20 protein-coding genes and 1 tRNA gene are annotated in these 19570 nt (G+C 44.9%); 3 read left to right on the top strand and 18 right to left on the bottom strand.

What is annotated here, in order from left to right; genetic code table 11:
* Positions 1-80: 80 nt before the first annotated feature.
* The 5 genes from metA to ACGHCT_RS08325 all read right to left on the bottom strand — a co-directional run bounded on the left by metA (position 81) and on the right by ACGHCT_RS08325 (position 6033).
* Positions 81-1001, bottom strand: coding sequence for a homoserine O-succinyltransferase (gene metA, locus ACGHCT_RS08345; protein ID WP_072848145.1), 921 nt, complete (start codon positions 999-1001; stop codon positions 81-83).
* A gap of 180 nt (positions 1002-1181) precedes the next feature.
* The gene (cls, locus tag ACGHCT_RS08340; protein WP_072848146.1) at positions 1182-2723 is read right to left on the bottom strand and encodes a cardiolipin synthase; all 1542 of its coding nucleotides are present in this window, start codon (positions 2721-2723) and stop codon (positions 1182-1184) included.
* A gap of 14 nt (positions 2724-2737) precedes the next feature.
* Positions 2738-4702, bottom strand: coding sequence for an NAD-dependent DNA ligase LigA (gene ligA / locus ACGHCT_RS08335; protein WP_390439433.1), 1965 nt, complete (start codon positions 4700-4702; stop codon positions 2738-2740).
* A complete protein-coding gene (gene rluF / locus ACGHCT_RS08330) occupies positions 4692-5432 on the bottom strand; it encodes a 23S rRNA pseudouridine(2604) synthase RluF (protein ID WP_072848150.1) in 741 nt (246 codons plus the stop codon). The genes ligA and rluF overlap by 11 nt, the downstream gene beginning before the upstream one ends.
* On the bottom strand, positions 5407-6033 hold the full coding sequence (locus ACGHCT_RS08325) for a TetR/AcrR family transcriptional regulator (RefSeq protein ID WP_072848152.1): 627 nt from the start codon (positions 6031-6033) through the stop codon (positions 5407-5409). Before ACGHCT_RS08325 ends, rluF begins: the two co-directional genes overlap by 26 nt.
* 201 nt (positions 6034-6234) lie before the next feature.
* On the opposite strand from ACGHCT_RS08325, the gene ACGHCT_RS08320 reads away from it, so the two are divergent.
* A complete protein-coding gene (locus ACGHCT_RS08320; protein WP_072848154.1) occupies positions 6235-7827 on the top strand; it encodes a polysaccharide deacetylase family protein in 1593 nt (530 codons plus the stop codon).
* An 842-nt stretch (positions 7828-8669) separates the two neighbouring features.
* Here ACGHCT_RS08320 and ACGHCT_RS08315 read toward each other — a convergent pair.
* From ACGHCT_RS08315 to ACGHCT_RS08270, 10 genes are all read right to left on the bottom strand, one after another.
* Positions 8670-9590: an SH3 domain-containing protein gene (locus ACGHCT_RS08315; RefSeq protein WP_072848155.1), complete on the bottom strand. Its 921-nt coding sequence runs from the start codon at positions 9588-9590 to the stop codon at positions 8670-8672.
* A 73-nt stretch (positions 9591-9663) separates the two neighbouring features.
* A tRNA-Arg gene (locus ACGHCT_RS08310) sits at positions 9664-9736 on the bottom strand.
* A 102-nt stretch (positions 9737-9838) separates the two neighbouring features.
* A complete protein-coding gene (locus ACGHCT_RS08305) occupies positions 9839-10744 on the bottom strand; it encodes a DUF5688 family protein (RefSeq protein WP_072848729.1) in 906 nt (301 codons plus the stop codon).
* Between the two features lie 219 nt (positions 10745-10963).
* Entirely contained in the window at positions 10964-11521 is a 558-nt protein-coding gene (gene efp, locus ACGHCT_RS08300; protein ID WP_072848157.1) for an elongation factor P, read from the bottom strand.
* 71 nt (positions 11522-11592) lie between these two features.
* Entirely contained in the window at positions 11593-12099 is a 507-nt protein-coding gene (locus tag ACGHCT_RS08295; RefSeq protein WP_072848159.1) for a shikimate kinase, read from the bottom strand.
* A 1-nt stretch (position 12100) separates the two neighbouring features.
* On the bottom strand, positions 12101-12601 hold the full coding sequence (locus ACGHCT_RS08290) for a YqeG family HAD IIIA-type phosphatase (protein ID WP_072848160.1): 501 nt from the start codon (positions 12599-12601) through the stop codon (positions 12101-12103).
* A gap of 2 nt (positions 12602-12603) precedes the next feature.
* A complete protein-coding gene (locus ACGHCT_RS08285) occupies positions 12604-13518 on the bottom strand; it encodes a DMT family transporter (protein ID WP_084067520.1) in 915 nt (304 codons plus the stop codon).
* Between the two features lie 26 nt (positions 13519-13544).
* Complete coding sequence (locus tag ACGHCT_RS08280) at positions 13545-14405, bottom strand: patatin family protein (RefSeq protein ID WP_072848163.1); 861 nt, start codon at positions 14403-14405, stop codon at positions 13545-13547.
* Between the two features lie 16 nt (positions 14406-14421).
* A complete protein-coding gene (locus ACGHCT_RS08275; RefSeq protein ID WP_072848165.1) occupies positions 14422-15786 on the bottom strand; it encodes a citrate/2-methylcitrate synthase in 1365 nt (454 codons plus the stop codon).
* 123 nt (positions 15787-15909) lie between these two features.
* Complete coding sequence (locus ACGHCT_RS08270) at positions 15910-16692, bottom strand: ZIP family metal transporter (protein WP_072848167.1); 783 nt, start codon at positions 16690-16692, stop codon at positions 15910-15912.
* Positions 16693-16871: 179 nt separating this feature from the next.
* Between ACGHCT_RS08270 and ACGHCT_RS08265 the strand changes: the two genes are divergently transcribed.
* Both ACGHCT_RS08265 and ACGHCT_RS08260 read left to right on the top strand, forming a co-directional pair.
* Positions 16872-17426 carry a biotin transporter BioY gene (locus ACGHCT_RS08265; RefSeq protein WP_154256339.1) on the top strand — a complete coding sequence of 185 codons (555 nt, stop codon included), beginning with the start codon at positions 16872-16874 and terminating at the stop codon, positions 17424-17426.
* A gap of 46 nt (positions 17427-17472) precedes the next feature.
* Positions 17473-17949 (top strand): hypothetical protein, encoded by a 477-nt coding sequence (locus ACGHCT_RS08260; RefSeq protein WP_390439425.1) that lies wholly within the window; start codon positions 17473-17475, stop codon positions 17947-17949.
* 67 nt (positions 17950-18016) lie between these two features.
* On the opposite strand, the gene ACGHCT_RS08255 is transcribed toward ACGHCT_RS08260, so the two are convergent.
* The 3 genes from ACGHCT_RS08255 to ACGHCT_RS08245 all read right to left on the bottom strand — a co-directional run bounded on the left by ACGHCT_RS08255 (position 18017) and on the right by ACGHCT_RS08245 (position 19378).
* Entirely contained in the window at positions 18017-18298 is a 282-nt protein-coding gene (locus tag ACGHCT_RS08255) for a DUF2325 domain-containing protein (protein WP_390439423.1), read from the bottom strand.
* Between the two features lie 12 nt (positions 18299-18310).
* The gene (locus tag ACGHCT_RS08250) at positions 18311-18739 is read right to left on the bottom strand and encodes a flavodoxin (RefSeq protein ID WP_390439421.1); all 429 of its coding nucleotides are present in this window, start codon (positions 18737-18739) and stop codon (positions 18311-18313) included.
* 81 nt (positions 18740-18820) lie between these two features.
* Positions 18821-19378: a DUF3793 family protein gene (locus tag ACGHCT_RS08245; protein ID WP_390440152.1), complete on the bottom strand. Its 558-nt coding sequence runs from the start codon at positions 19376-19378 to the stop codon at positions 18821-18823.
* Between the last annotated feature and the right edge of the window lie 192 nt (positions 19379-19570).

Genomic DNA, 19570 nt, shown 5'->3' with positions numbered 1-19570 from the left:
CAGGGCAGAACCATTTTGGGACACCCCGATCTCAAAAGGGGACGTGTTCTTTTTAGAAAGAACACGTCCCCTTTTGCACCCTAAAACGGCGTCCCATCCAAGTCATACGGCGTCGTCTGATACACGTAATAATTCAACCAATTCGTATAAAGATTATTGGCATGCGCCCTCCACATAAGAAGGGGCCGATCCTCCGAATTGTCATTGCTGTAGTAATTCTTAGGAATCTGAATATCCAGTCCTTTATTCAGATCTCTTTTATACTCACCATCCAGGGTCACCCTGTCATATTCCGGGTGTCCCATTACGTATATCTGTCTTCCTTCTTTAGCCATTCCCAGGAAAAAGCCGGCCTCCTCGGATTCTGCCAGTATAGTAATATCCTTACAAGCCTTGATATCCTCTAACGGTACCTCTGTATGACGGGAATGGGGAGCTAAAAAAGCATCGTCAAAGCCTCTCACCAGAGGGATTTTCCGGTTCATCACCTTATGCCAGAAGAGTCCGAACATCTTCTCAGAGAGTACCTTTTTCTTCAGCCCATAGTGATAGTACAAACCAGCCTGCGCCGCCCAGCAGAGATAAATGGTAGACGTTACATGCTTTTCTGTCCAGTCCATAATTTCTGTCAGCTCTTCCCAGTAATCCACTTCTTCAAACTCTATTAATTCCACAGGTGCACCTGTTATGATCATACCGTCAAACTTATTATTTTTCAGGTCCTCAAAGTGAAGATAGAATTTGTTCAGATGGCTGGTAGATGTGTTTTTAGACTCGTGACTGCTCATGGTCATAAATGAGACATCTACCTGAAGGGGCGTATTAGAAAGGGAACGCAGCAGCTGCAGTTCCGTCTCCTCTTTTAAAGGCATAAGGTTCAGAATTAATATCTGAATGGGACGTATGTCCTGATGGATGGCACGGTTTTCGTCCATCACAAATATATTCTCTTTCTCCAGTATCTCCTTTGCAGGCAAATCTCCCTGTACTTTAATCGGCATACCGTATTCCACCTACCTTTTTTATTTAATAACTCATTATAGCATAGAACAGGAAATGTGGAAAAGAATTATTTTCTGTACATTTGTTGTTTCTACACGGACACTATCACTGTCTGCTCCGCACACAGTAACACAATTTGCTAGACTGTGGCATATGACAGGAACCACACATGGCCTGTTTTACATTAACGGAGCAAAAAGCCGCAGAATTTTGCCTTCCAGCCGCACGAAAACGCCCAGCTTTTTATAGTCTTCAAGCGCTATCTGTCTGCATTTCTTTAGAGTATCCTGAAAGTCCTGCTCTACCTGGCAGATCTCTTTATGGCGGTACAGGAAGGCTGCACATTCAAAATGAAGATACAGACTTCTGTAATCCATATTTATAGTTCCCACCACAGCTTTTTCATTGTCTGATGTAAAGACTTTAGCGTGTACAAAACCCGGTGTATACTCATAAATCTCTACCCCCGCCTCAATCAATTCATTGTAGTAGGTCTTAGCCAGGGCAAACGCTGTCTTTTTATCCGGAATGTGGGGCATTATAATTTTCACCTCAATTCCCCTTTTGGCGGCGTATGTAAGGGCCATAATCATTTCCTGATCCAGGATGAGATAAGGTGTCATGATATGCACATACGTTTTGGCTGTATTCAAAATATCCAGATATACTCTTTTGCCTACCCTCTCACTGCCAAATGGCACCACCCCGTAGGGAATTACAAAGCCGTCATTAGCAGGCCCCTTATGAGCAGGCACTATGTATGCCTTATAATTTTCTTCACGAAGCGTATCCACATTCCACATTTCCAGGAACATGAAGGTAAAACTCTTTGCTGCATCCCCCCGAAGCATAACCGCAGTGTCCTTCCAGTGTCCGAACCGCACTTTCTGATTAATATATTCATCCGCCAGATTTACACCGCCGGTAAAGGCTGTTTTTCCGTCAATTACAAGAATCTTTCTGTGGTCCCTATTGTTATAGTGGGAGGAGAAAAAGGCTTTAATAGGCGCGAACATTTTACATTGGATACCCATTGCCTTCAAATGGTCCGGGTAATGATAAGGCATCAGTGCCAGGCTGCACATTCCGTCATACAGAAAGCGAACCTCCACCCCCTCCCGAACCTTCTCTTTCAGGATCTCCAGAATCGAATTCCACATTATGCCCTCTTCTACAATAAAATATTCCATAAATATAAATTTCTCTGCCCTTTTAAGTTCCCGGAGCATAGCCTCGTATTTATCTTCACCCAGAGGAAAATAAGTAACATCTGTATTTTTATAAACCGGACAATTATCATACTGATACAGATAGGAGGCAAGGTGGCCCATCTCCGGGCTAATCCCCTCCAGTTCCTCCTGTACGTCCCTGTCCTGGACAACGTATTCTCTGGTACTTGCGGAAAGTAATCGAAGTCTCCTGTACATCAGCTTTGTGCCTGGCTGCAGCTCCATATAAATATAAAACAGTGCCCCGAAGACGGGAACTATAAGAACAGGTATCATCCATACCAGCTTAAAATCGGGATTTCCCCGTTTATTTACAATGTGCAGCAGCACGGCAAAGCCTATGACAGTAAATCCCCCATAGACATAGAACACGTCATCTCTCAGCCACAAAAAGGCGGCAAACAGCGCAAAAAGCTGCAGGAGAATGGCAAGTATGACTACGATCGTTCTCCCAAATATAATTCCTTTAATTCCTTTTTTGCTCTCTTCCATTGCTTAACAGGCCTCTATCCTAACATATTTAAAAACTCTTCTTCTGTAATGATGGGAACGCCCAGCTCTTTTGCCTTTTTATTCTTTGAGGAAGCAGAAGCTGAATCGTTGTTGATCAGGTAATTCGTCTTTGAGGTAACGCTTCCGGTCACTTTACCGCCTTTGGACTCGATCAGCTCCTTTATCTCTCCCCGGTTGGCAAAGCGCTCCACACTTCCCGTTATTACAAAATTCAACCCCTTGAATGTCTGCTCTTCATCCCTTGCAACCTCCTCCAGCTGCAGATGAGACATCAGGTGGTCCAGAGCTCTTCGGTTCTCCTCTTTGTCAAAATACTCCCGGAACGTCCTTGCGATTACCGGACCAATCCCTTCAATGCTGCTGATAGCTTCCTCGTCAGCCTCTGTCATTTTCTCCAGATCGTAGCCGAATTCTCTGCAAATCACTTTGGCATTAGCCAGTCCTATGTTTGCAATTCCCAGACTATAGATCACCCTTGGCAAAGTGGTGTTTTTGGACTTTTCAATGCTGGTTATCAGATTATCATAAGACTTCCTTCCAAACCCCTCCATCTCAACAATCTCGTCCTCATACTGCGCCAGCTCATAGATATCCCCAAAATCCCGGATAAAGCCTCTTGCCACGAATTTCTCCAGGGTGGCTTCTGACAGCCCGTCAATATTCATGGCATCTCTGCTCACAAACAGCGTAAAGGATTTGATCCGTTTTGCCTGACACTCCCGGTTCATACAATACAGAGATTCTACTTCATTGGTCTTGATCACCTTTGCTTCCTGTCCGCATACCGGGCAGGTATCCGGGATCGTAAGATGGTTGCTTCTTGTTAAGTTTTCTGCAATCTGAGGAATGATCATATTGGCCTTATATACCTGGATACGATCACCGATTCCCAGTTCCAGTTCTTTTAGTATACTGATGTTGTGTACACTGGCACGGCTCACTGTGGTCCCCTCCAGCTCTACCGGCTCAAAGATGGCCACTGGATTGATCAAACCGGTCCTGGAAGGACTCCATTCTATCTCTTTTAATGTCGTCTCCCGGATCTCATCTGCCCATTTAAATGCATAGGCATTTCTTGGAAATTTGGAAGTACTTCCCAGCGACTCTCCGTAGGCGATGTCATCGTACAGGGCCACCAGACCATCTGAAGGAAAATCATTTTTCACTACCTGTTCAGAAAAATATTCCATGGCTTCATCCAAAGTTTCCGCCGTAACCATGCGATATTCCACCACATCAAACCCCTGCCCCCGCAGCCATTCCATCTGTTCCTTTCTGGAATTGTGAAACTCCACATCCTGTGCAGTCACCAGAGAAAAGGCATAAAATCTGACATTTCTCTTCGCCGTAATCTCGTTATTCAGCTGCCGCACAGAACCGCTGCACAGATTTCTCGGATTCTTATATCTGGCATCCACATCCTCTATTTCTTCGTTGATTTTTTTAAAATCAGAATAGGTTATCACAGCTTCCCCCCTAAGAATAAGCTGCCCCTTGTGAGCAATCTGAAGGGGAATATTTTTAAATACCTTTGCATTATTGGTAATTACTTCCCCCACCACCCCATTTCCCCGGGTAACCGCCTTTATGAGTGTCCCTCCCTCATAAGTCAGTACAATGGTAAGACCGTCCAGCTTCCAGGAGAGAAGGGTTCTGTGCTCTCCCACAAAGTCTCTGAGCGCTTCTACATCCTTTGTCTTATCCAGAGAAAGCATAGGGCTCCCATGCGCCTCTTTGGGCAGCTCATCCAGGGACTCATATCCCACAGATACCGTTGGACTTCCGGCCAGAGTAACTCCAGTCTCCTTCTCCAGCTTCTGAAGCTCGTCGTACAATTTATCATACTCCAAGTTACTCATTATTTCCCTGTCTTCCTGGTAATAAGCCTTGCCGGCCCTGGTTAAGAGACCCACCAGTTCTTTCATTCTTGCCATCGCATCCATTGCGTCACATATCATCCTTTCTGACTACTGTTGTATTGGAGGAGTCTTTAATCTGCTTCATAAGCTCCCGCCATTCTTTTTGGGTCACCGGACGGTATTGGCCTGCCGGCAGATCTCCCAATTCAATATTCATAATCCTGACTCTCTTTAGTCTTATCACCCTATAGCCTAAATATTCGCACATCCTTCGAATCTGACGGTTCAGTCCCTGTGTCAGGACAATACGAAAGCGCCTGGCGTCGATTCTCTCTACCCGGCACTTTCTTGTAACAGTGTCCAGGATTGGAATACCACCGGCCATCTGTCTCACAAATTCTTTTGTTACAGGCTTATCTACAGTCACAATATATTCTTTTTCATGGTAATTGCCGGCCCGCATCATCTTGTTCACAAGCTCCCCCTGATTCGTCATAAGAATCAGGCCTTCCGAATCCTTATCCAGCCTTCCTACAGGATAGATACGGGTATGATAATTGACAAAGCGGACAATATTATTCTTTACCTTTTCCTGGGAGGTACACTCAATTCCTCTGGGCTTATGTACAGCCAAAAGCACCTTTTCTTCCTCCCGTTTTACGGGCTTTCCTTCCACGAGTATCTTCTGAGAGGGCAGGATCTTCATCCCCACAGCGGCCCGCCTGCCGTCCACAGTAATCTTTCCTTCCTCCGCCAGACGATCTGCCTCTCTTCTGGAGCATACACCCGCCTCGCTCAAATACTTATTCAGACGTATGGGTTCCTGCATTATTCACATCCTCTTCTGACACCCGGAACTTATCCAGGAACATTGGCATAAGGGTTTTACTATAATCCGAAAGAGAGAGTCTTCCCTGGGATATGCACCAGTCATAGATAAATGCTCTCTCGCACAGGGCATAAACATTCGTTATTTCATAGGCTGACATCATGGTACTGATCTGGCCTCTTTTTTGACCCTCGTCCACGATCCGGTTCAACATGCGGAAATATATTCTGTTCTGATCCATAAGGTGCCTGTCACCCTTGGTAACCAGCTGGGAAGAATACATGGACGCAAGGATCTCCCGGTTTACATGTTCGTCAATCATTTTAAATAACTCCCGGTTTAAATATAACAATTTATCGAAGCTGTTCATCTCAGGATCCATCTCCTGCTCCAGATGCTCATACTTATTATCAAACAAATCCGATAATGTGGTCAGCAGAGCGTCCTTTCCACTAAAATAATGGTAAAACGTCCCTTTGGAGGTTCCCGAGCTGGCAATGATGTCATCTACCGTAGTATTATCATACCCACTCTGATAAAACAATTCCCAGGCAGCTTCCACAATCTTATCCTTTGTAGATATCTTTTTCTCCTGTTTCATCTGTCATTCCGCTCCTATCCGCTATAGCATATCCTTTATTATAACTGTTTCAGGTTGACAATTCAAGGAATAACCTGAGGAGATTACGGGCCCTCTTCATAAATTCTTAATTCTTCTTTTGCCCCAAAAAGCCCCTTCTTTCTTGTTTTTTCCCGTCCAGAGTGTATAATAAGGATGAACGTAAAGAAGGGGATTATAAATATGAGTGTAAAACGCAAATCTAAAAGACGGCGGCAGGTGGAAGTCGTCTTCTCGGTATTTCTCATCATAGCAATTGTTCTCGCGATTTTGATCGTACCGAGATACGTAACAGCCGCTGTAAAATCATATCAGAAAACCATGAAACTTCAGGAAGCTGCGTTAAAAGAAGACCATTGGGTATACAGTGAAAAGGGAAGGCGTTACGTGTACGCCGACGGAACTTCCCCCAGAAATAAATGGCTTGCAGTGGATCAAGTGAATTATCACTTTAATTCGGATGGTTATATGGATACCGGATGGCTTCAGGATAAGGGAACCCGGTATTATTTGAAGCCCGACGGCACCATACAGACAGGCTGGCTGAATGACCAGAACTCCTGGTACTATTTTAACGGGGATGGAACAATGGCCTCTGGATGGATTCTGGATCAGGATACCTATTACTTCCTAAAAGATGATGGCACTATGGCTACCGGGTGGATCGAAGACAACGGAAAACACTATTACCTCTCAGAAAACGGAGCCATGGCCACCGGATGGCTGGAGCTGAATGGGAACAACTATTACTTTGATGACAGCGGTGCTATGGCTACCGGATGGATTACCGTTGATGATAAAACCTACTTTCTAAGAGACGACGGTGTCATGACCATCGGCTGGATCACAGAAGGAGATCAGAAGTATTTTATGAATGCCGATGGATCCAAGGCAGTCAGCACCTGGATTGAAAGTGAAGGCAAGCGGTATTACTTTGACGAAAATGGTTCTCTGAAACCCTCCGGTTGGCTGGAAACTAATAACACATGGTATTACATACAGGAGGACGGTTCTGCGGCCACAGGATGGCTTCAGCTTGGAAAGCAATGGTACTATCTGAAAAATGACGGTTCTATGGCTACCGGATGGATCACAGATGAGAACGGCAAAGCTTACTTTATGAAAGATAACGGTGTCTGGGACCCTAATGCTAAAAAAGAGACACCATCTGCTGGAGGCGGCCCTATGGTCGCCCTTACTTTTGACGATGGTCCAGGCAAATATACAGACGGTATTCTTACTGTTCTGCAGCAAAACAACGCCAAAGCCACCTTTTTTATGCTTGGCAAACTGATCCCAAAATACCCTGAGACAGTAAAGCGGATGAAAGCTCTGGGCTGTGAACTGGGCAATCATTCCTACGATCACTCCGATCTGAGTAAAATGGATGCCGCCGGGGTATCCTCCCAGATCAATACTACAAACCAGGCACTTGTAGATCTGGTGGGAGAAGGCGCTTCCTGCGTACGCCCGCCCTACGGCGCCTTCAATCCCACTGTCCGCAGCGCGGCAGGAGCACCTTTAATCCTCTGGTCCATCGACACCCTGGACTGGAAAACCAGGGATACCCAGACCACCATAGACACGGTGCTCAACAATGTCAAAGACGGCGACATTGTTCTCATGCACGATATCCATGAACCTTCCGCAAAAGCTGCAGAAACTTTGATACCTGCCCTCAGGGAAATGGGATATCAGCTTGTAACAGTAAGCGAATTAGCGGCAGCAAAGGGGATTCCTTTAGAGAATGGGAAGGCGTATGGGGAGTTTCATTAAATTATAGTTTTGTGTATATGAAGCTCGAGGTGAAATAGTCGGCGAGCGGAGTGTCGCAGACGGACGGTCAAGGGAGGAGGTCTTGGGGCCAGGGGTACTGTGTGGATCTGCTTGCTGCTGCGTTTCTCCTCAGCTAACTGCCTGGCCGTTCACTAAGAAGCTCAGGAAAGCCTTCGCTCCTAAGTGACCGCCGGCAGTGGATCTTCGGACGCACTCCGTAGTCTGCGCAGTTCCACACAGTACCCCTGGCCCCAAGACCTCCTCCCTCGACCTGGCAGAGACTCACTTCACATTCACGGAAAACGGGGGGAAAGGTCGAGAGTTGTACACTTTTCCTCTTATTTCTCACTATTGTCCGCTTGATGTTTTGGATAAATAGCTCCCCCTGGAACTTCTCCATACCCAGGTGAGAGGAATTCTGCGGCGGTGGGCTGGCTGGTCCGGGCGGGAGGGAGGCTTAAGTTCCGGGGACGATTCCGGAGGAGTGACTAGAGAGTCTTAGGCAAAACCGGGATTTCCGCAGGAGATTTTTTCGGCAGTCAGGGCCGAAAAAAAGTGAGCATGTGCAGAGAATGCACATCAAGCATTCTTTGCACATACGAACGGTGCTCCGGCGGGGATTCCGGTTTTGTCTTAGACTCTCTTCGCGACGGAGGTGTCCCCGGAACTTAAGCCTCCCTCCCGCCCGGACCAGCCAGCCCGCTGCCGCGGGAGTCCTCTCACCGTCCCCCTGCCACCTACACCTGCCGTCCTGAATCACCTTGAGCCGAAGTCCAAGCGCTACACCCCTAAATCCCAATTTTCAACAAAAAAGGAGCTGCATCACCTGCAGCCCCATACTATCACTGTAACAAATCCCCGCGGACATACCCTGTCTTGCCGTCAAACTCGATCTTAATCCAGCCATTATCCGCATTCTCTATTTTCTTTACCTGTTCACCAGCCTCTAATTCACCGATTTTTTCTGAATCAGTATCTGCTTCTGCTCTGACGTTGCATCCATTGATTGCCGAAACTGTAGAACCGTCGGCAGCCATGCTGGCAGTGGTAGTTTCACTTCCAAGCTGGTCTTCAAACTCCCGAAGCTTGTCATCCGATTCCTGGGCTTCCTGGAATTCTTTCTGCACCTTGCTAATCAGTTCTTTTACATCTTCTTCCTGAACCACTTTGGCAATATAGTCCTGGACTTCTTTGTCATCATCATCTTTATGGATGTATACCTTTCCCTCATCATCTGTCTCAACATATACCTGAGTCAAACCGGGGGCAGGTGTGTCAATATCTACAAATTTCAGGTCATAGGAGACAAATACTACATAACTTCCCTCTGTCAGACCTTTTTTGGTGTAAGTGTCAATATTGCTGTAGCTTTCAATGTATGTAGAATTCAGCACTTTGGCCTCATCTGCAGAATCAAAGCTGTCTGTTACTCTTTTCATACTGTCAATATCTTTGTTGCCCCAGGCAGTATAAAAAGTATTGATGATTGCATTTACTTCAGGGTAGGCATTTTTCTGTAAGGCATCCTTGTCTTCTGTATTCGTATCTTGTGCATCTTTGGAAGAGTCATCTGATTTTTCGGATCCGCCAGATGTTTTTTCCTGTTCCGTTTTCTGTTTGGGCTCACTGCCTTTATCCTTATCTCCAGAACCGAATAAGGCTTTTGCTCCAAAAAACAGAACCACAAGAACGACTAAAATCGCCAGACCAAGTAAGATATATCTTAGGTTGTCTGACAGCCATTCTCTAAAATTGTCTAACATGATTGTCCTCCTTTAAACCATAGCATTCAATCTCCCTTATTCTTGCTATGCTCTCCCCCTATAGTGAAACAAACGCATCCGGAGGGATTCGAACCCCCGACACGTGGTACCGGAAACCACTGCTCTATCCCCTGAGCTACGGATGCATATCAGTCACTATTAATCAATCACCCAGCTATCATACCATAAAATTTTGAACTTGTAAAGGCAGAGGGGAAATTTATTGGCGCTTCCCCCCTGCATACGGTCTAAATTAAGGCCGCTATTTTACGTTCTCTCCGGTCAAAATAGTATACATGATCTGAGAGTATCTCTGTAGGTTCCACATGGGAGGCATTCACCTCCCGCACCATTGCAGACAGTTCTGAAGGGGAATATTCCCCGGAATCGGGGATTAGAATACATTCGTGAATACTGCTGGGCAGTATATAAAAGCTGGCCTTTAGAATACGGCCGATATGATTCAAAAGCTCTGGGTACAGGAGACAGGAAGCTCCGTAATACTTATCCTCATTTGTAAGTATAAACATGCCGTCGTCCGCCATGTCAGAATCATCTGCGGGTGCTTCCCAATCAGAATCCTCCTCCAGGAGAGCTTGTATCATCTCCCCCATCCCCCGAAAGGTATACGGGAGTTTTTCAGGGGTATTGCGGTTTGCTGACTGAAAAAGCTCTTCTTTTGTGATCTTCCAGTGTTCCAGATTGTTGTTGTGAATCAGTACTGTAGCGCCGGAGAGAGAGGTTTCCTCCAGACGGTAGTAAAAGGCTACTGCCAAGTCCATATAAGGGTAATGAGGAATTCTCTCCAGCAGTTCTTTGTTTTTTTCATAATTTATTAGTTTATAATAAATCTGATCTTTCACTTTTTGATAATCACCGAAAGCCTCCATGGAGATATCAGATACATTCCCCAAAAGATACTGCCTTCTTATCTCCCGTACAACCTTGTAGAATTCCAGCCCGCCCTCGAAGGCTTCGTAGTAGGGATCCAGGTAAATCACGGGCGCTATCCTTTCCTCCTTCTTTCTGATAGAAATCCCCTGGCAACATACGCCATTATTCTTCTGGACCTGCTGAAGCGTAATACTCACCTCCTCTCCCATCTCTTGGCAGAGGGCATCTCTGAGCCGGAGTCTGAATGTTTTGTAATCCAAATAATCATCCTTTCTGTAGATTTTTTTATTTTTATACGGCTTTTTTCTGCAGTGTACCCTGATTGCGCACACGTCCGAAGCAATGAATGCATGAAAAGAAAGCCATAGAAAAACCATAGCCGATAGATCTGTATTTACTTCTTTTTATTATGGGAACTGGTGCACGAATGTGCCTGAAAAAAGGACCCGCCGCTTATGACACGGCGGGTAATCATGCTGTTATACGCGTGAAAGATATTCGCCAGATCTGGTATCAATCTTAATCTTGTCTCCCTGATCCACAAACAGAGGCACATATACCACAGCTCCAGTCTCAACTGTAGCAGGCTTTGTAGCTCCCTGTGCAGTATCTCCCTTAAAGCCCGGTTCTGTTTCTGTAATCTCCAGTTCAACAAACAGCGGAGGCTCAACAGCGAATACGTTGCCATTATAAGAACATACCTTCACCATCTCATTTTCTTTTACAAATTTTAATGCATCTCCGATATCGTCAGCGTTTAATGCAATCTGATCATATGTCTCCACATTCATAAAGTGGAATAAGTCACCATCAGAATACAGATATTGCATATCAACACGATCAATGTGCGCCTGAGGGAACTTCTCAGTAGGTCTGAAAGTTTTTTCCACAACTCCGCCATTGATAATATTTTTTAACTTTGTTCTAACAAACGCAGCACCTTTTCCTGGTTTTACATGCTGAAATTCGATAATTTGAACGACATTACCATCAATCTCTAATGTAATACCATTTCTAAAATCTCCTGCTGAAATCATATAGATATTCCTCCTTAATCGTACCTCAGGAAAATCCAAATATTTTCCCGCTATCTTACATTCTATAATACCTAATCTAAATTTTCAACTATTTTCTCAATAATCTTTCCAAAGGACTGTCTGCTGGTGTCGACTTCCAGGTCCGCCGCTTCCCGGTAAGCCTCCTCTCTTTCCTCCATTAATGAGATGATCTTCTTCCGGAGATCACCGCCCTGAAGCATAGGTCTTGAAGTGTCTGTCTCCAGCCTTTCCGCCAGAACATCCACAGTAGCAGTCAAAAAAATCACTTTCCCCATGTTTCTAAGGTACGGCTTATTCTGGGACTGCACAGGGAGTCCGCCGCCCACGGATATGACACAGGGGCTGCTCGTCTCTGAAAGCTCTTTTATGGCCTCTGTCTCCAGCTGCCTGAAATACGTCTCTCCAAATCCTGCGAAAATATCACTCACAGACATTCCCATTTTCTGTTCAATCATTTCATCTGTATCTACAAAAGTGAGGTCCAGACGTTTTGCAAGCCTTTTTCCTACGGAGGTCTTCCCGCACCCCATAAAACCAATCAGCACTATGTGATTCACTTTATATTCCTCTTTTCTTTTTGTAAAAATATAGCACTATTTTCTCCAGATACCGTTTCAGCACAATCTGTATCTCCTCCCTGGGATGTATGGGCTGCACTAAAACGGTGGGGATTCCGGCTCTTTTTGCGCCATAGATATCTGTAAAGAGCTGATCACCGATAAATAACGTATTTGTCTGATTGGTCCCCAGCAGTTTCATGGCTCTGAGATAATTCTTTGGGGAGGGTTTGTGGGCATTCTCTATAAATTTGACCTGTACCTGTTCATTAAAAGATGCTACTCTCTCCCGCCGATTGTTTGAGATCAGACAGCAGCCGAATCCCAATTCCTTTAGATGGGAAAAAAGCTCCATGGCTCTTTTGTCCGCCGGCGCTCCATGAGGCACCAGTGTATTGTCAATATCAAAAAGCAGCCCCCGGTATCCTTCCCGGTACAAGCGGTCAAAATCTATCTTATAGGCAGATTCCAGATATTCATCCGGATAAAATTTTTCAAACATATCTATTCCTCCGTCTTTCTCTCCCTCACGACCGGCATTCTCAAAAATTCCAACTTCGTCTCAGCCGTAATAACTGCGGCAAAAAGCAGCAGACATCCCACGATCATTCTGCCTGTCATTATCTCTCCCAAAAGCAGAACCGAAAACAGGACTCCGAATACGGATTCCATAGATAAAAGAAGGGATGCTGTGTTGGGTGTCGTATATTTCTGGCAGACATTCTGAAGGAGAAATGCCAGCATGGTGCTCAGTACGCCGAGATACAGCATCCCGATGATAATGTCTTTTTGGAATGCCCCTGCAGGGAATCCCCCGTCCATAACCGGAGATACTATCCACGAAAAAATCGCTGCAAACCCCAGCTGCAGAATGGTAAGAACTACAGGATCCTGCTTTTCCGTGTACCGATCAATATAAATCATATGAAGCGCATACCCGAATCCACAGATTAAGGTAAGCACATCACCTATATTCATGGTCAAATCGCCTTTCAGCGACAGCATTCCAATCCCCACAATGGCAAGGAATGCCGCAGCAATACAGAATGCATCCGGCTTTTTATGATTCATCATCCAATGTAAAAAAGGGACAATTACCACATAAACTGTAGTTAAAAAAGCATTCTTACCCGCTGTTGTATAGTCACATCCTATTGTCTGCAGAAGATAACTCATAAATAGAAGGAACCCTAACACAGCTCCTTCTTTTATTATTTTCCTATTTAGAAACTTTAGACGCTTCCAAAAAATAGCTGCCAGGAGTACGGCAGCGATGGTAAAACGAAATGCCAGCATATAAGAGGCTGGTATCAGATCCAGGGAGTTTTTCACTACCACAAATGCAAATCCCCAGATAATTGCTGTTCCCAAAAGCCCAAAGCTGGCTAAAACTTGTATTTTCTTATCTGTTGTACTCACAATACTTTTCCTGTCCTTATTTCCTTCTATTTCTCCAAAAAATCCTTCATGGCTTCAAACTGTTCTTTCATTGTATCATAACCATGCTGATAAAACTCTATAAGATGTTCATACTTTTGTTCCGTTCTGGATACTGGTTTTACAGAGGGGCGTACCACGAAAACTTTTCCCTCTCTCTCCCATTTTTCAATATACTCCAATGTCCTGTTATACCGATCCGCACGGGAGAATATCGTTCGAATCAGATTTGGATACCCGGAGTAGGCTGCCACATACAGGCTTTTGCTTTTTTTTAGATTTCTTTTTCTGTAGCCGTAATTCCTTGTGAGAATAATGACATTCTTTTTATGTCCTGTTTTCAGGGAATGTATAATGGGAATAGAATCCGCCAATCCGCCGTCCAGATAAGGAATGCCGTCTACGGTGACCATAGGGCTTGCCAGAGGAATGCTGCTGGAAGCTCTGCATATTTTCATAAGTCTTTCCTTTTTTACCGTCTCATTCAGATACTCAGCTTTACCTGTGATACAATTGGTAACCACCAGTTCGCACTGAAGAGAAGACTGAAAGTACGTATCGTAATCAAAAGGATAGATTTCATTGGGATATTTATCGAAAATCATGTCCATATCAAAGAGACTTCTGTTTTTAATTGTCTTTTTCAAGTCAAAATAACGATTTTCTTTCTCTTTGTGTATCATACAGTCTTTCGTCCTGCCCGCCTGCCTTGACACATAGTCTACGGCATTGCAGGCGCCGGCAGAGACTCCTGCAATATAAGGAATATAGTAATCCTGTTCCATAAGATAATCCAGGGCCCCGGAAGTAAAGACGCCTCTTGTGGCGCCTCCTTCCAATACAAGACCTGAACCTTTTTTTGCTGTCATATTTATACGTCTCCTATTATTTTCTGTCATGCAGCGGGGTATACGCCTGTTCCGGCATAACGCTCTTATAAGCCGGCCGTATAATTTTGTCTGTGTTGATCAGCTCCTCCATCCTGTGAGCACTCCATCCTACAATACGTGCGATGGCAAACATAGGGGTATAGAGCTCCAACGGAAGATTCAGCATACTGTAGACAAATCCGCTGTAAAAGTCTACATTGGCGCTTACACCTTTATATATATGGCGTTCCTCAGCAATTACCTGTGGGGCAAGGCGCTCTACCATAGAATACAGGCCGTAATCCTTATTCCTGCCTTTTTCTTTTGCCAGCTTCTCTACGAAGCCCTTAAATATCTGAGCTCTCGGATCAGAAATAGAATATACCGCATGACCCATACCATAGATAAGCCCTCGTTTGTCAAAGGCCTCCCTGTGGAGAAGTTTTACCAGATAATTTCTGACTTCGTCCTCGTCCTTCCAGTCATGCACATGTTTTTTCATATCATCAAACATGCTGACTACCTTAATATTTGCTCCGCCGTGTTTCGGACCTTTTAAGGAACCTAATGCTGCGGCTATGGTAGAATACGTATCCGTGCCGGAGGAAGAAACCACATGGGTTGTAAAGGTAGAGTTATTACCGCCGCCATGTTCCATATGGAGAACCAGGGCAAGATCCAGAATAGTTGCTTCCAGAGGTGTATACTCTTTATCCGGCCTCAGCATTAACAGGATGTTCTCTGCAGTTGACAGTTCCTTTGCGGGATGGTGAATGAAAAGGCTTTTATCCTTATTATAATGCTGGTGGGCCTGGTATCCATATACGGAAAGCATGGGAAATACACTGATGAGATTGATACATTGACGAAGTACGTTTGGAAGAGAGATATCTTCCGGATTCTTATCGTAGGAATATAAAGTGAGAACGCTTCTGGACAGAGTATTCATCATATCCCTGCTTGGTGCTTTCATAATTACATCTCTGACAAAATTTCTGGGCAGAGAGCGCTGGGCTGCCAGCATCTTTTTAAATTCTTCCAGTTGAGTTTCTGTGGGCAGAACACCGAACAGAAGCAGATACGTTACTTCCTCAAAACCAAACCGCTTCTCCTGAAGAAATCCCCGGGTTAAGTCGTAGATGTTAATGCCTCTGTAATATAACTCTCCCTCACAGGGAACAGACTCACCATCTACTTCTTTATATGCCTGTATATTGGAAATCTGTGTCAAACCTGCCAGTACACCTTTTCCGTTCAAGTCGCGGAGTCCGCGCTTCACATCGTACTTTCCATATAGAGAAACGTCCATTTTACTGTTATCCAGGCAAATCTGTGTCAATTCTTCTAGCTGTGGTGTCACCTTCATATTAAATGCTGCCATAGTACTTTCTCCCCTTTCTACTTTTTAAAGTATTTTGTATACTTAACGCATTACTATATTATAGCATTAAAATATAAGGGAGCACAATACAAGGAATTCTAAAATAAATATGAACAGCATTCATTATCCCAGTGCCACATCCAGTATCATCATTAAAAGAAATCCGGTCATAACCCCCAAAGTTCCCAGATGAGAGTGTTCATCCAGATTTGCCTCCGGGATCAATTCCTCTGTCACTACATAGATCATGGCCCCTGCCGCAAATGCCAGAAGCCATGGCATTACTGCCTGGGCTCTCATTGCCAGCATAGCCGCCAGCACACCTGCTATTGGTTCCACAATTCCCGACATGCTGCCATACAAAAATGCTTTCCACCTGGGCAGCCCCTCCTGTCTGAGAGGCAGTGAGATAGCCGCTCCTTCCGGGAAGTTCTGGATGCCGATTCCGACTGCAAGGGCCACAGCAGCTGCAAGAGCTGCCGGATCCGCCCCTTCTGTCACTGCAAGGGCAAAAGCAACACCCACTGCCATGCCTTCCGGAGCATTGTGAAGTGTAACCGCGAAAACCAGCATAGTCGTACGTTTTAATTTTGCCGGGAGTCCTTCTCTTGTATTGGAATTCGCATGAATATGTGGGAGAAGCTTATCCATCAGGCAGAGAAATATCCCTCCCAGGGCAAATCCCCCCGCTGCCGGTATCCATCCAATCAACCCCATCTCTTCCGCCTGGTCAATGGCCGGAATCAGCAGGGACCACACGGACGCTGCGATCATTACCCCTGCTGCAAATCCAAGAAAGACTCTCTGGTACTCCTCTTTCATCTCCTTCCGGAAAAAGAATACTACCGCAGCTCCGAGGCTGGTCATTAAAAATGTAAACCCTGTTCCTCCAAGGGCATAAAGCATTGATTGTGCCAAATCTTCTACCTCCTTTACGTTAAAGTCTTCTTCATTTTACCATATCCTATTTTAAAAATATAGGGTATCCCTTTCCTCCGCAAATTGTTAACCAAAATAATATAATAGTTGACAATCTATATTATCTTTTATATAATGCTCATAGAAAATGAAAAAGGAGATCACATATGCCCCAGGAAAAAATAAAATCACTCTCTGTGAAAAGCTTAACACTCATAGGCCTTATGACAGCAGTTACCTGTATACTGGGTCCTCTGTCTATTCCCTTACCCTTCAGCCCAGTCCCTATATCCTTCACAAATCTGGCTATTTATCTGTCTGTCTTTGTTCTGGGGATGAAAAAGGGTACGGTAAGCTATATCGTATATCTATTATTAGGAATGGTTGGTCTTCCGGTATTCTCAGGATTTACCGGAGGACTTGGAAAACTGGCAGGACCCACCGGAGGATACCTGGCAGGCTTTATTTTTCTGGCCATCATTGCAGGCTTTTGTGTGGATAAAGGCTATGGAAAACTGGCCTGGGCGGTGCCCGGTATGGCCGCCGGAACCATTGTCTGCTATCTGTTTGGTACACTTTGGCTTTGCATGCAGGCCAATCTGACTTTTTCAGCAGGCCTTGCCGCGGGAGTAATCCCCTACCTGCCAGGTGACATTGCCAAAATCATCCTGGCCTCACTAGTTGGACCGGCTTTGCGAAAGGGCGTCCAGCGGCTGCAATAAATACCTGCCCCCTGCATATACTGATAAAAAACGAAAAGAGTTATGTATGGCTATTTCTTATATTCCAGTCTATGGAATCATTCAGAATATGGAAAATGTATCCGGGCAGTGCTGCCAGCAGCTGGTTACCCTGCGGACAGAAGAGGGTGTGGTCCGTCTTATTCTGGATCCCGATACCTATGTAATAGGCAGCATCCGTCTGCGTCCGGGTATGTCTGTAGCCGCCTTTTACGACGGCAATGCACCGGTTCCCCTGATCTATCCGCCCCAGTACCGGGCCCTGATCATCGGGCAGCGCAATCCTCTGGAAAATATTGCGGTTAATTTCTTTGACAGCACACTGACTGCCAGCGACAATTCCCTGAAGCTAAACCCAGGCCCTTCTACTAATGTCATCACATCAAACGGCCAGCGTTTTTCCTGCAGTTTAGCCAATCAGACTTTAATCGTGTACTACCGGGCCACTACCAGAAGCATACCGCCTCAGACTACCCCGAGAAAAATAATCGTTTTGTGTAAGTAAAGAAAAAGATGCTGCAAAACCAGCTTTCCAGTCGGTTTTGCAGCGCTTTTTTATGCTCATCCCTATTCTAGCCACAGTATTCTTCCAAGATCTGTTCTAAAGCACTTCCGCTGCTGCTGTGGCATCTTATAATTTCCGTGTCATTCCTTTTTGCCTCATCTACTGCACATTTCACCATTTTGTGGGAAACGGTATTTGTAAACAAAACAAATAGATCCGGAGTTCCCACCTGCTTTTTCAGGTCGCCAGCCATCTGGGTAAACACCTTTGCCTTGCAATTATATTTTTTGCAAATATTCTTATATCTGGTTGCCATCCTGTCATGGCCTCCTATAATTACAACACTCATATACCCTCCCCCTTATATCTTGGCTAAAACCTCGCCCATAGCCTTTAATGCAGCCTCTGCCTCTTCATCCGGCTCATTGTTCGCAATCACACAGCTGCAGACAAGTACTGCTCCGTCCTTTTCACACTGACTTTTCCAGTTGTCCATCCACTCACCGGTTCCCCAGTCATAGGAACCAAACAGGGCAATCTTTTTTCCGCTGAGCTTTTCCTCTACCGCCTCAAACATGGGCAAAAATTCGGTTTCTTCCAGTTCTTCATCTCCCATAGCCGGGCATCCGAAAGCAATTGCCTCGTACTCTTCTGCAAGTTCGGATCTGAATGTCTCCGGTGTAAATATATCCGGTTCCGTACCCGCCTGCGCCGCACCCGCCTTTACAAAACCAGCCATAGCCTCAGTATTTCCTGTTCCGCTCCAATATACAATTGCAATTTTACTCATAATAATCGTTTCTCCTTTTCTATCAAATTTTATTTTCTAAGAGCAGCTCTTCCTTTTGTCTTGAAAGGAGTGAGTCCCTTCTTAAAGGCATACCGTTAACTGCCCAATTGATTTTCCCTGATAAAAAAGCCGGCTGTAAATCCGGCTGCATTTTTCGTATAAAGCAAACGTTCTTCTGGCTGACTCCTCTTCACAGTACACTTTCCAACAGCCGCACATACGGCAATTTTTTCCTCCGTGTTCAATAAAACCTTCCACATCATGAATGGGGTATCCCAAAAAAAGACCTATCTCATGTGGAAAGCAGGAAGAATTCTTGCAGCGGAGGCTTAAGTGCTGTATACATTCTTCTGTATTCATCCCGTCATACCCATACTTCTTAAGAATATGCCCTGCTTTCTCTTCCTGTAAAATATTCCCCAGGCACCTCTCTCTGTAGACATAAATCAAAACTTTTTTCTCGGATTCTCTGAGAATCCTCAGCTGAATTCCCTTCTCCTCCAGTTCCTTATTCCACAGACTGATGAATGCCTCGGGCTCTTTGATATTATCTGTAGGATAATTAAATAAGCTGCCTGTTTTTACTCCTGCAAGTGTGGGGGAACAATGACGAATCAAAAACTGTGCAAATTCATCCATGGGGCCCAATCGTTTCTACACTCCTTTCTTTTGGTTAGTCAAAGCTAACCTATGCTCAAAAAATACACTTCACTGCTGCCTCGTAGCTGATATTGCTATATCAGCCTTCTGTTAGTTTTGACTAACTTTAATCCTATCATAAAGCCTTATGAATCATTTGTCAATCATTACCCGCTTCCCAAATTGAGAAAA

The organism is Lactonifactor longoviformis, from assembly GCF_042848515.1.
Classification (GTDB): domain Bacteria; phylum Bacillota; class Clostridia; order Lachnospirales; family Lachnospiraceae; genus Lactonifactor; species Lactonifactor longoviformis.
The sequence above is the reverse complement of the archived record's forward strand: the minus strand, read 5'-3'. Positions and strand labels throughout refer to the sequence as shown.

Bases quoted from the DNA above. Each gene is read 5' to 3' on its own strand.
- ligA (WP_390439433.1), bottom strand. From the start codon at position 4,702: ATGATATGTGACGCAATGGATGCGATGGCAAGAATGAAAGAACTGGTG.
- ACGHCT_RS08260 (WP_390439425.1), top strand. From the start codon at position 17,473: ATGGCTATTTCTTATATTCCAGTCTATGGAATCATTCAGAATATGGAA.
- ACGHCT_RS08245 (WP_390440152.1), bottom strand. From the start codon at position 19,378: ATGGATGAATTTGCACAGTTTTTGATTCGTCATTGTTCCCCCACACTT.
- efp (WP_072848157.1), bottom strand. From the start codon at position 11,521: ATGATTTCAGCAGGAGATTTTAGAAATGGTATTACATTAGAGATTGAT.
- rluF (WP_072848150.1), bottom strand. From the start codon at position 5,432: ATGCAGGAACCCATACGTCTGAATAAGTATTTGAGCGAGGCGGGTGTA.
- ACGHCT_RS08290 (WP_072848160.1), bottom strand. From the start codon at position 12,601: ATGTTTGAAAAATTTTATCCGGATGAATATCTGGAATCTGCCTATAAG.
- ACGHCT_RS08265 (WP_154256339.1), top strand. From the start codon at position 16,872: ATGCCCCAGGAAAAAATAAAATCACTCTCTGTGAAAAGCTTAACACTC.
- ACGHCT_RS08315 (WP_072848155.1), bottom strand. From the start codon at position 9,590: ATGTTAGACAATTTTAGAGAATGGCTGTCAGACAACCTAAGATATATC.
- ACGHCT_RS08280 (WP_072848163.1), bottom strand. From the start codon at position 14,405: ATGACAGCAAAAAAAGGTTCAGGTCTTGTATTGGAAGGAGGCGCCACA.
- ACGHCT_RS08270 (WP_072848167.1), bottom strand. From the start codon at position 16,692: ATGCTTTATGCCCTTGGAGGAACAGGGTTTACATTTTTAATGACCAGC.
- ACGHCT_RS08250 (WP_390439421.1), bottom strand. From the start codon at position 18,739: ATGAGTAAAATTGCAATTGTATATTGGAGCGGAACAGGAAATACTGAG.
- metA (WP_072848145.1), bottom strand. From the start codon at position 1,001: ATGCCGATTAAAGTACAGGGAGATTTGCCTGCAAAGGAGATACTGGAG.
- ACGHCT_RS08320 (WP_072848154.1), top strand. From the start codon at position 6,235: ATGAGTGTAAAACGCAAATCTAAAAGACGGCGGCAGGTGGAAGTCGTC.
- cls (WP_072848146.1), bottom strand. From the start codon at position 2,723: ATGGAAGAGAGCAAAAAAGGAATTAAAGGAATTATATTTGGGAGAACG.
- ACGHCT_RS08255 (WP_390439423.1), bottom strand. From the start codon at position 18,298: ATGAGTGTTGTAATTATAGGAGGCCATGACAGGATGGCAACCAGATAT.
- ACGHCT_RS08325 (WP_072848152.1), bottom strand. From the start codon at position 6,033: ATGAAACAGGAGAAAAAGATATCTACAAAGGATAAGATTGTGGAAGCT.
- ACGHCT_RS08275 (WP_072848165.1), bottom strand. From the start codon at position 15,786: ATGGCAGCATTTAATATGAAGGTGACACCACAGCTAGAAGAATTGACA.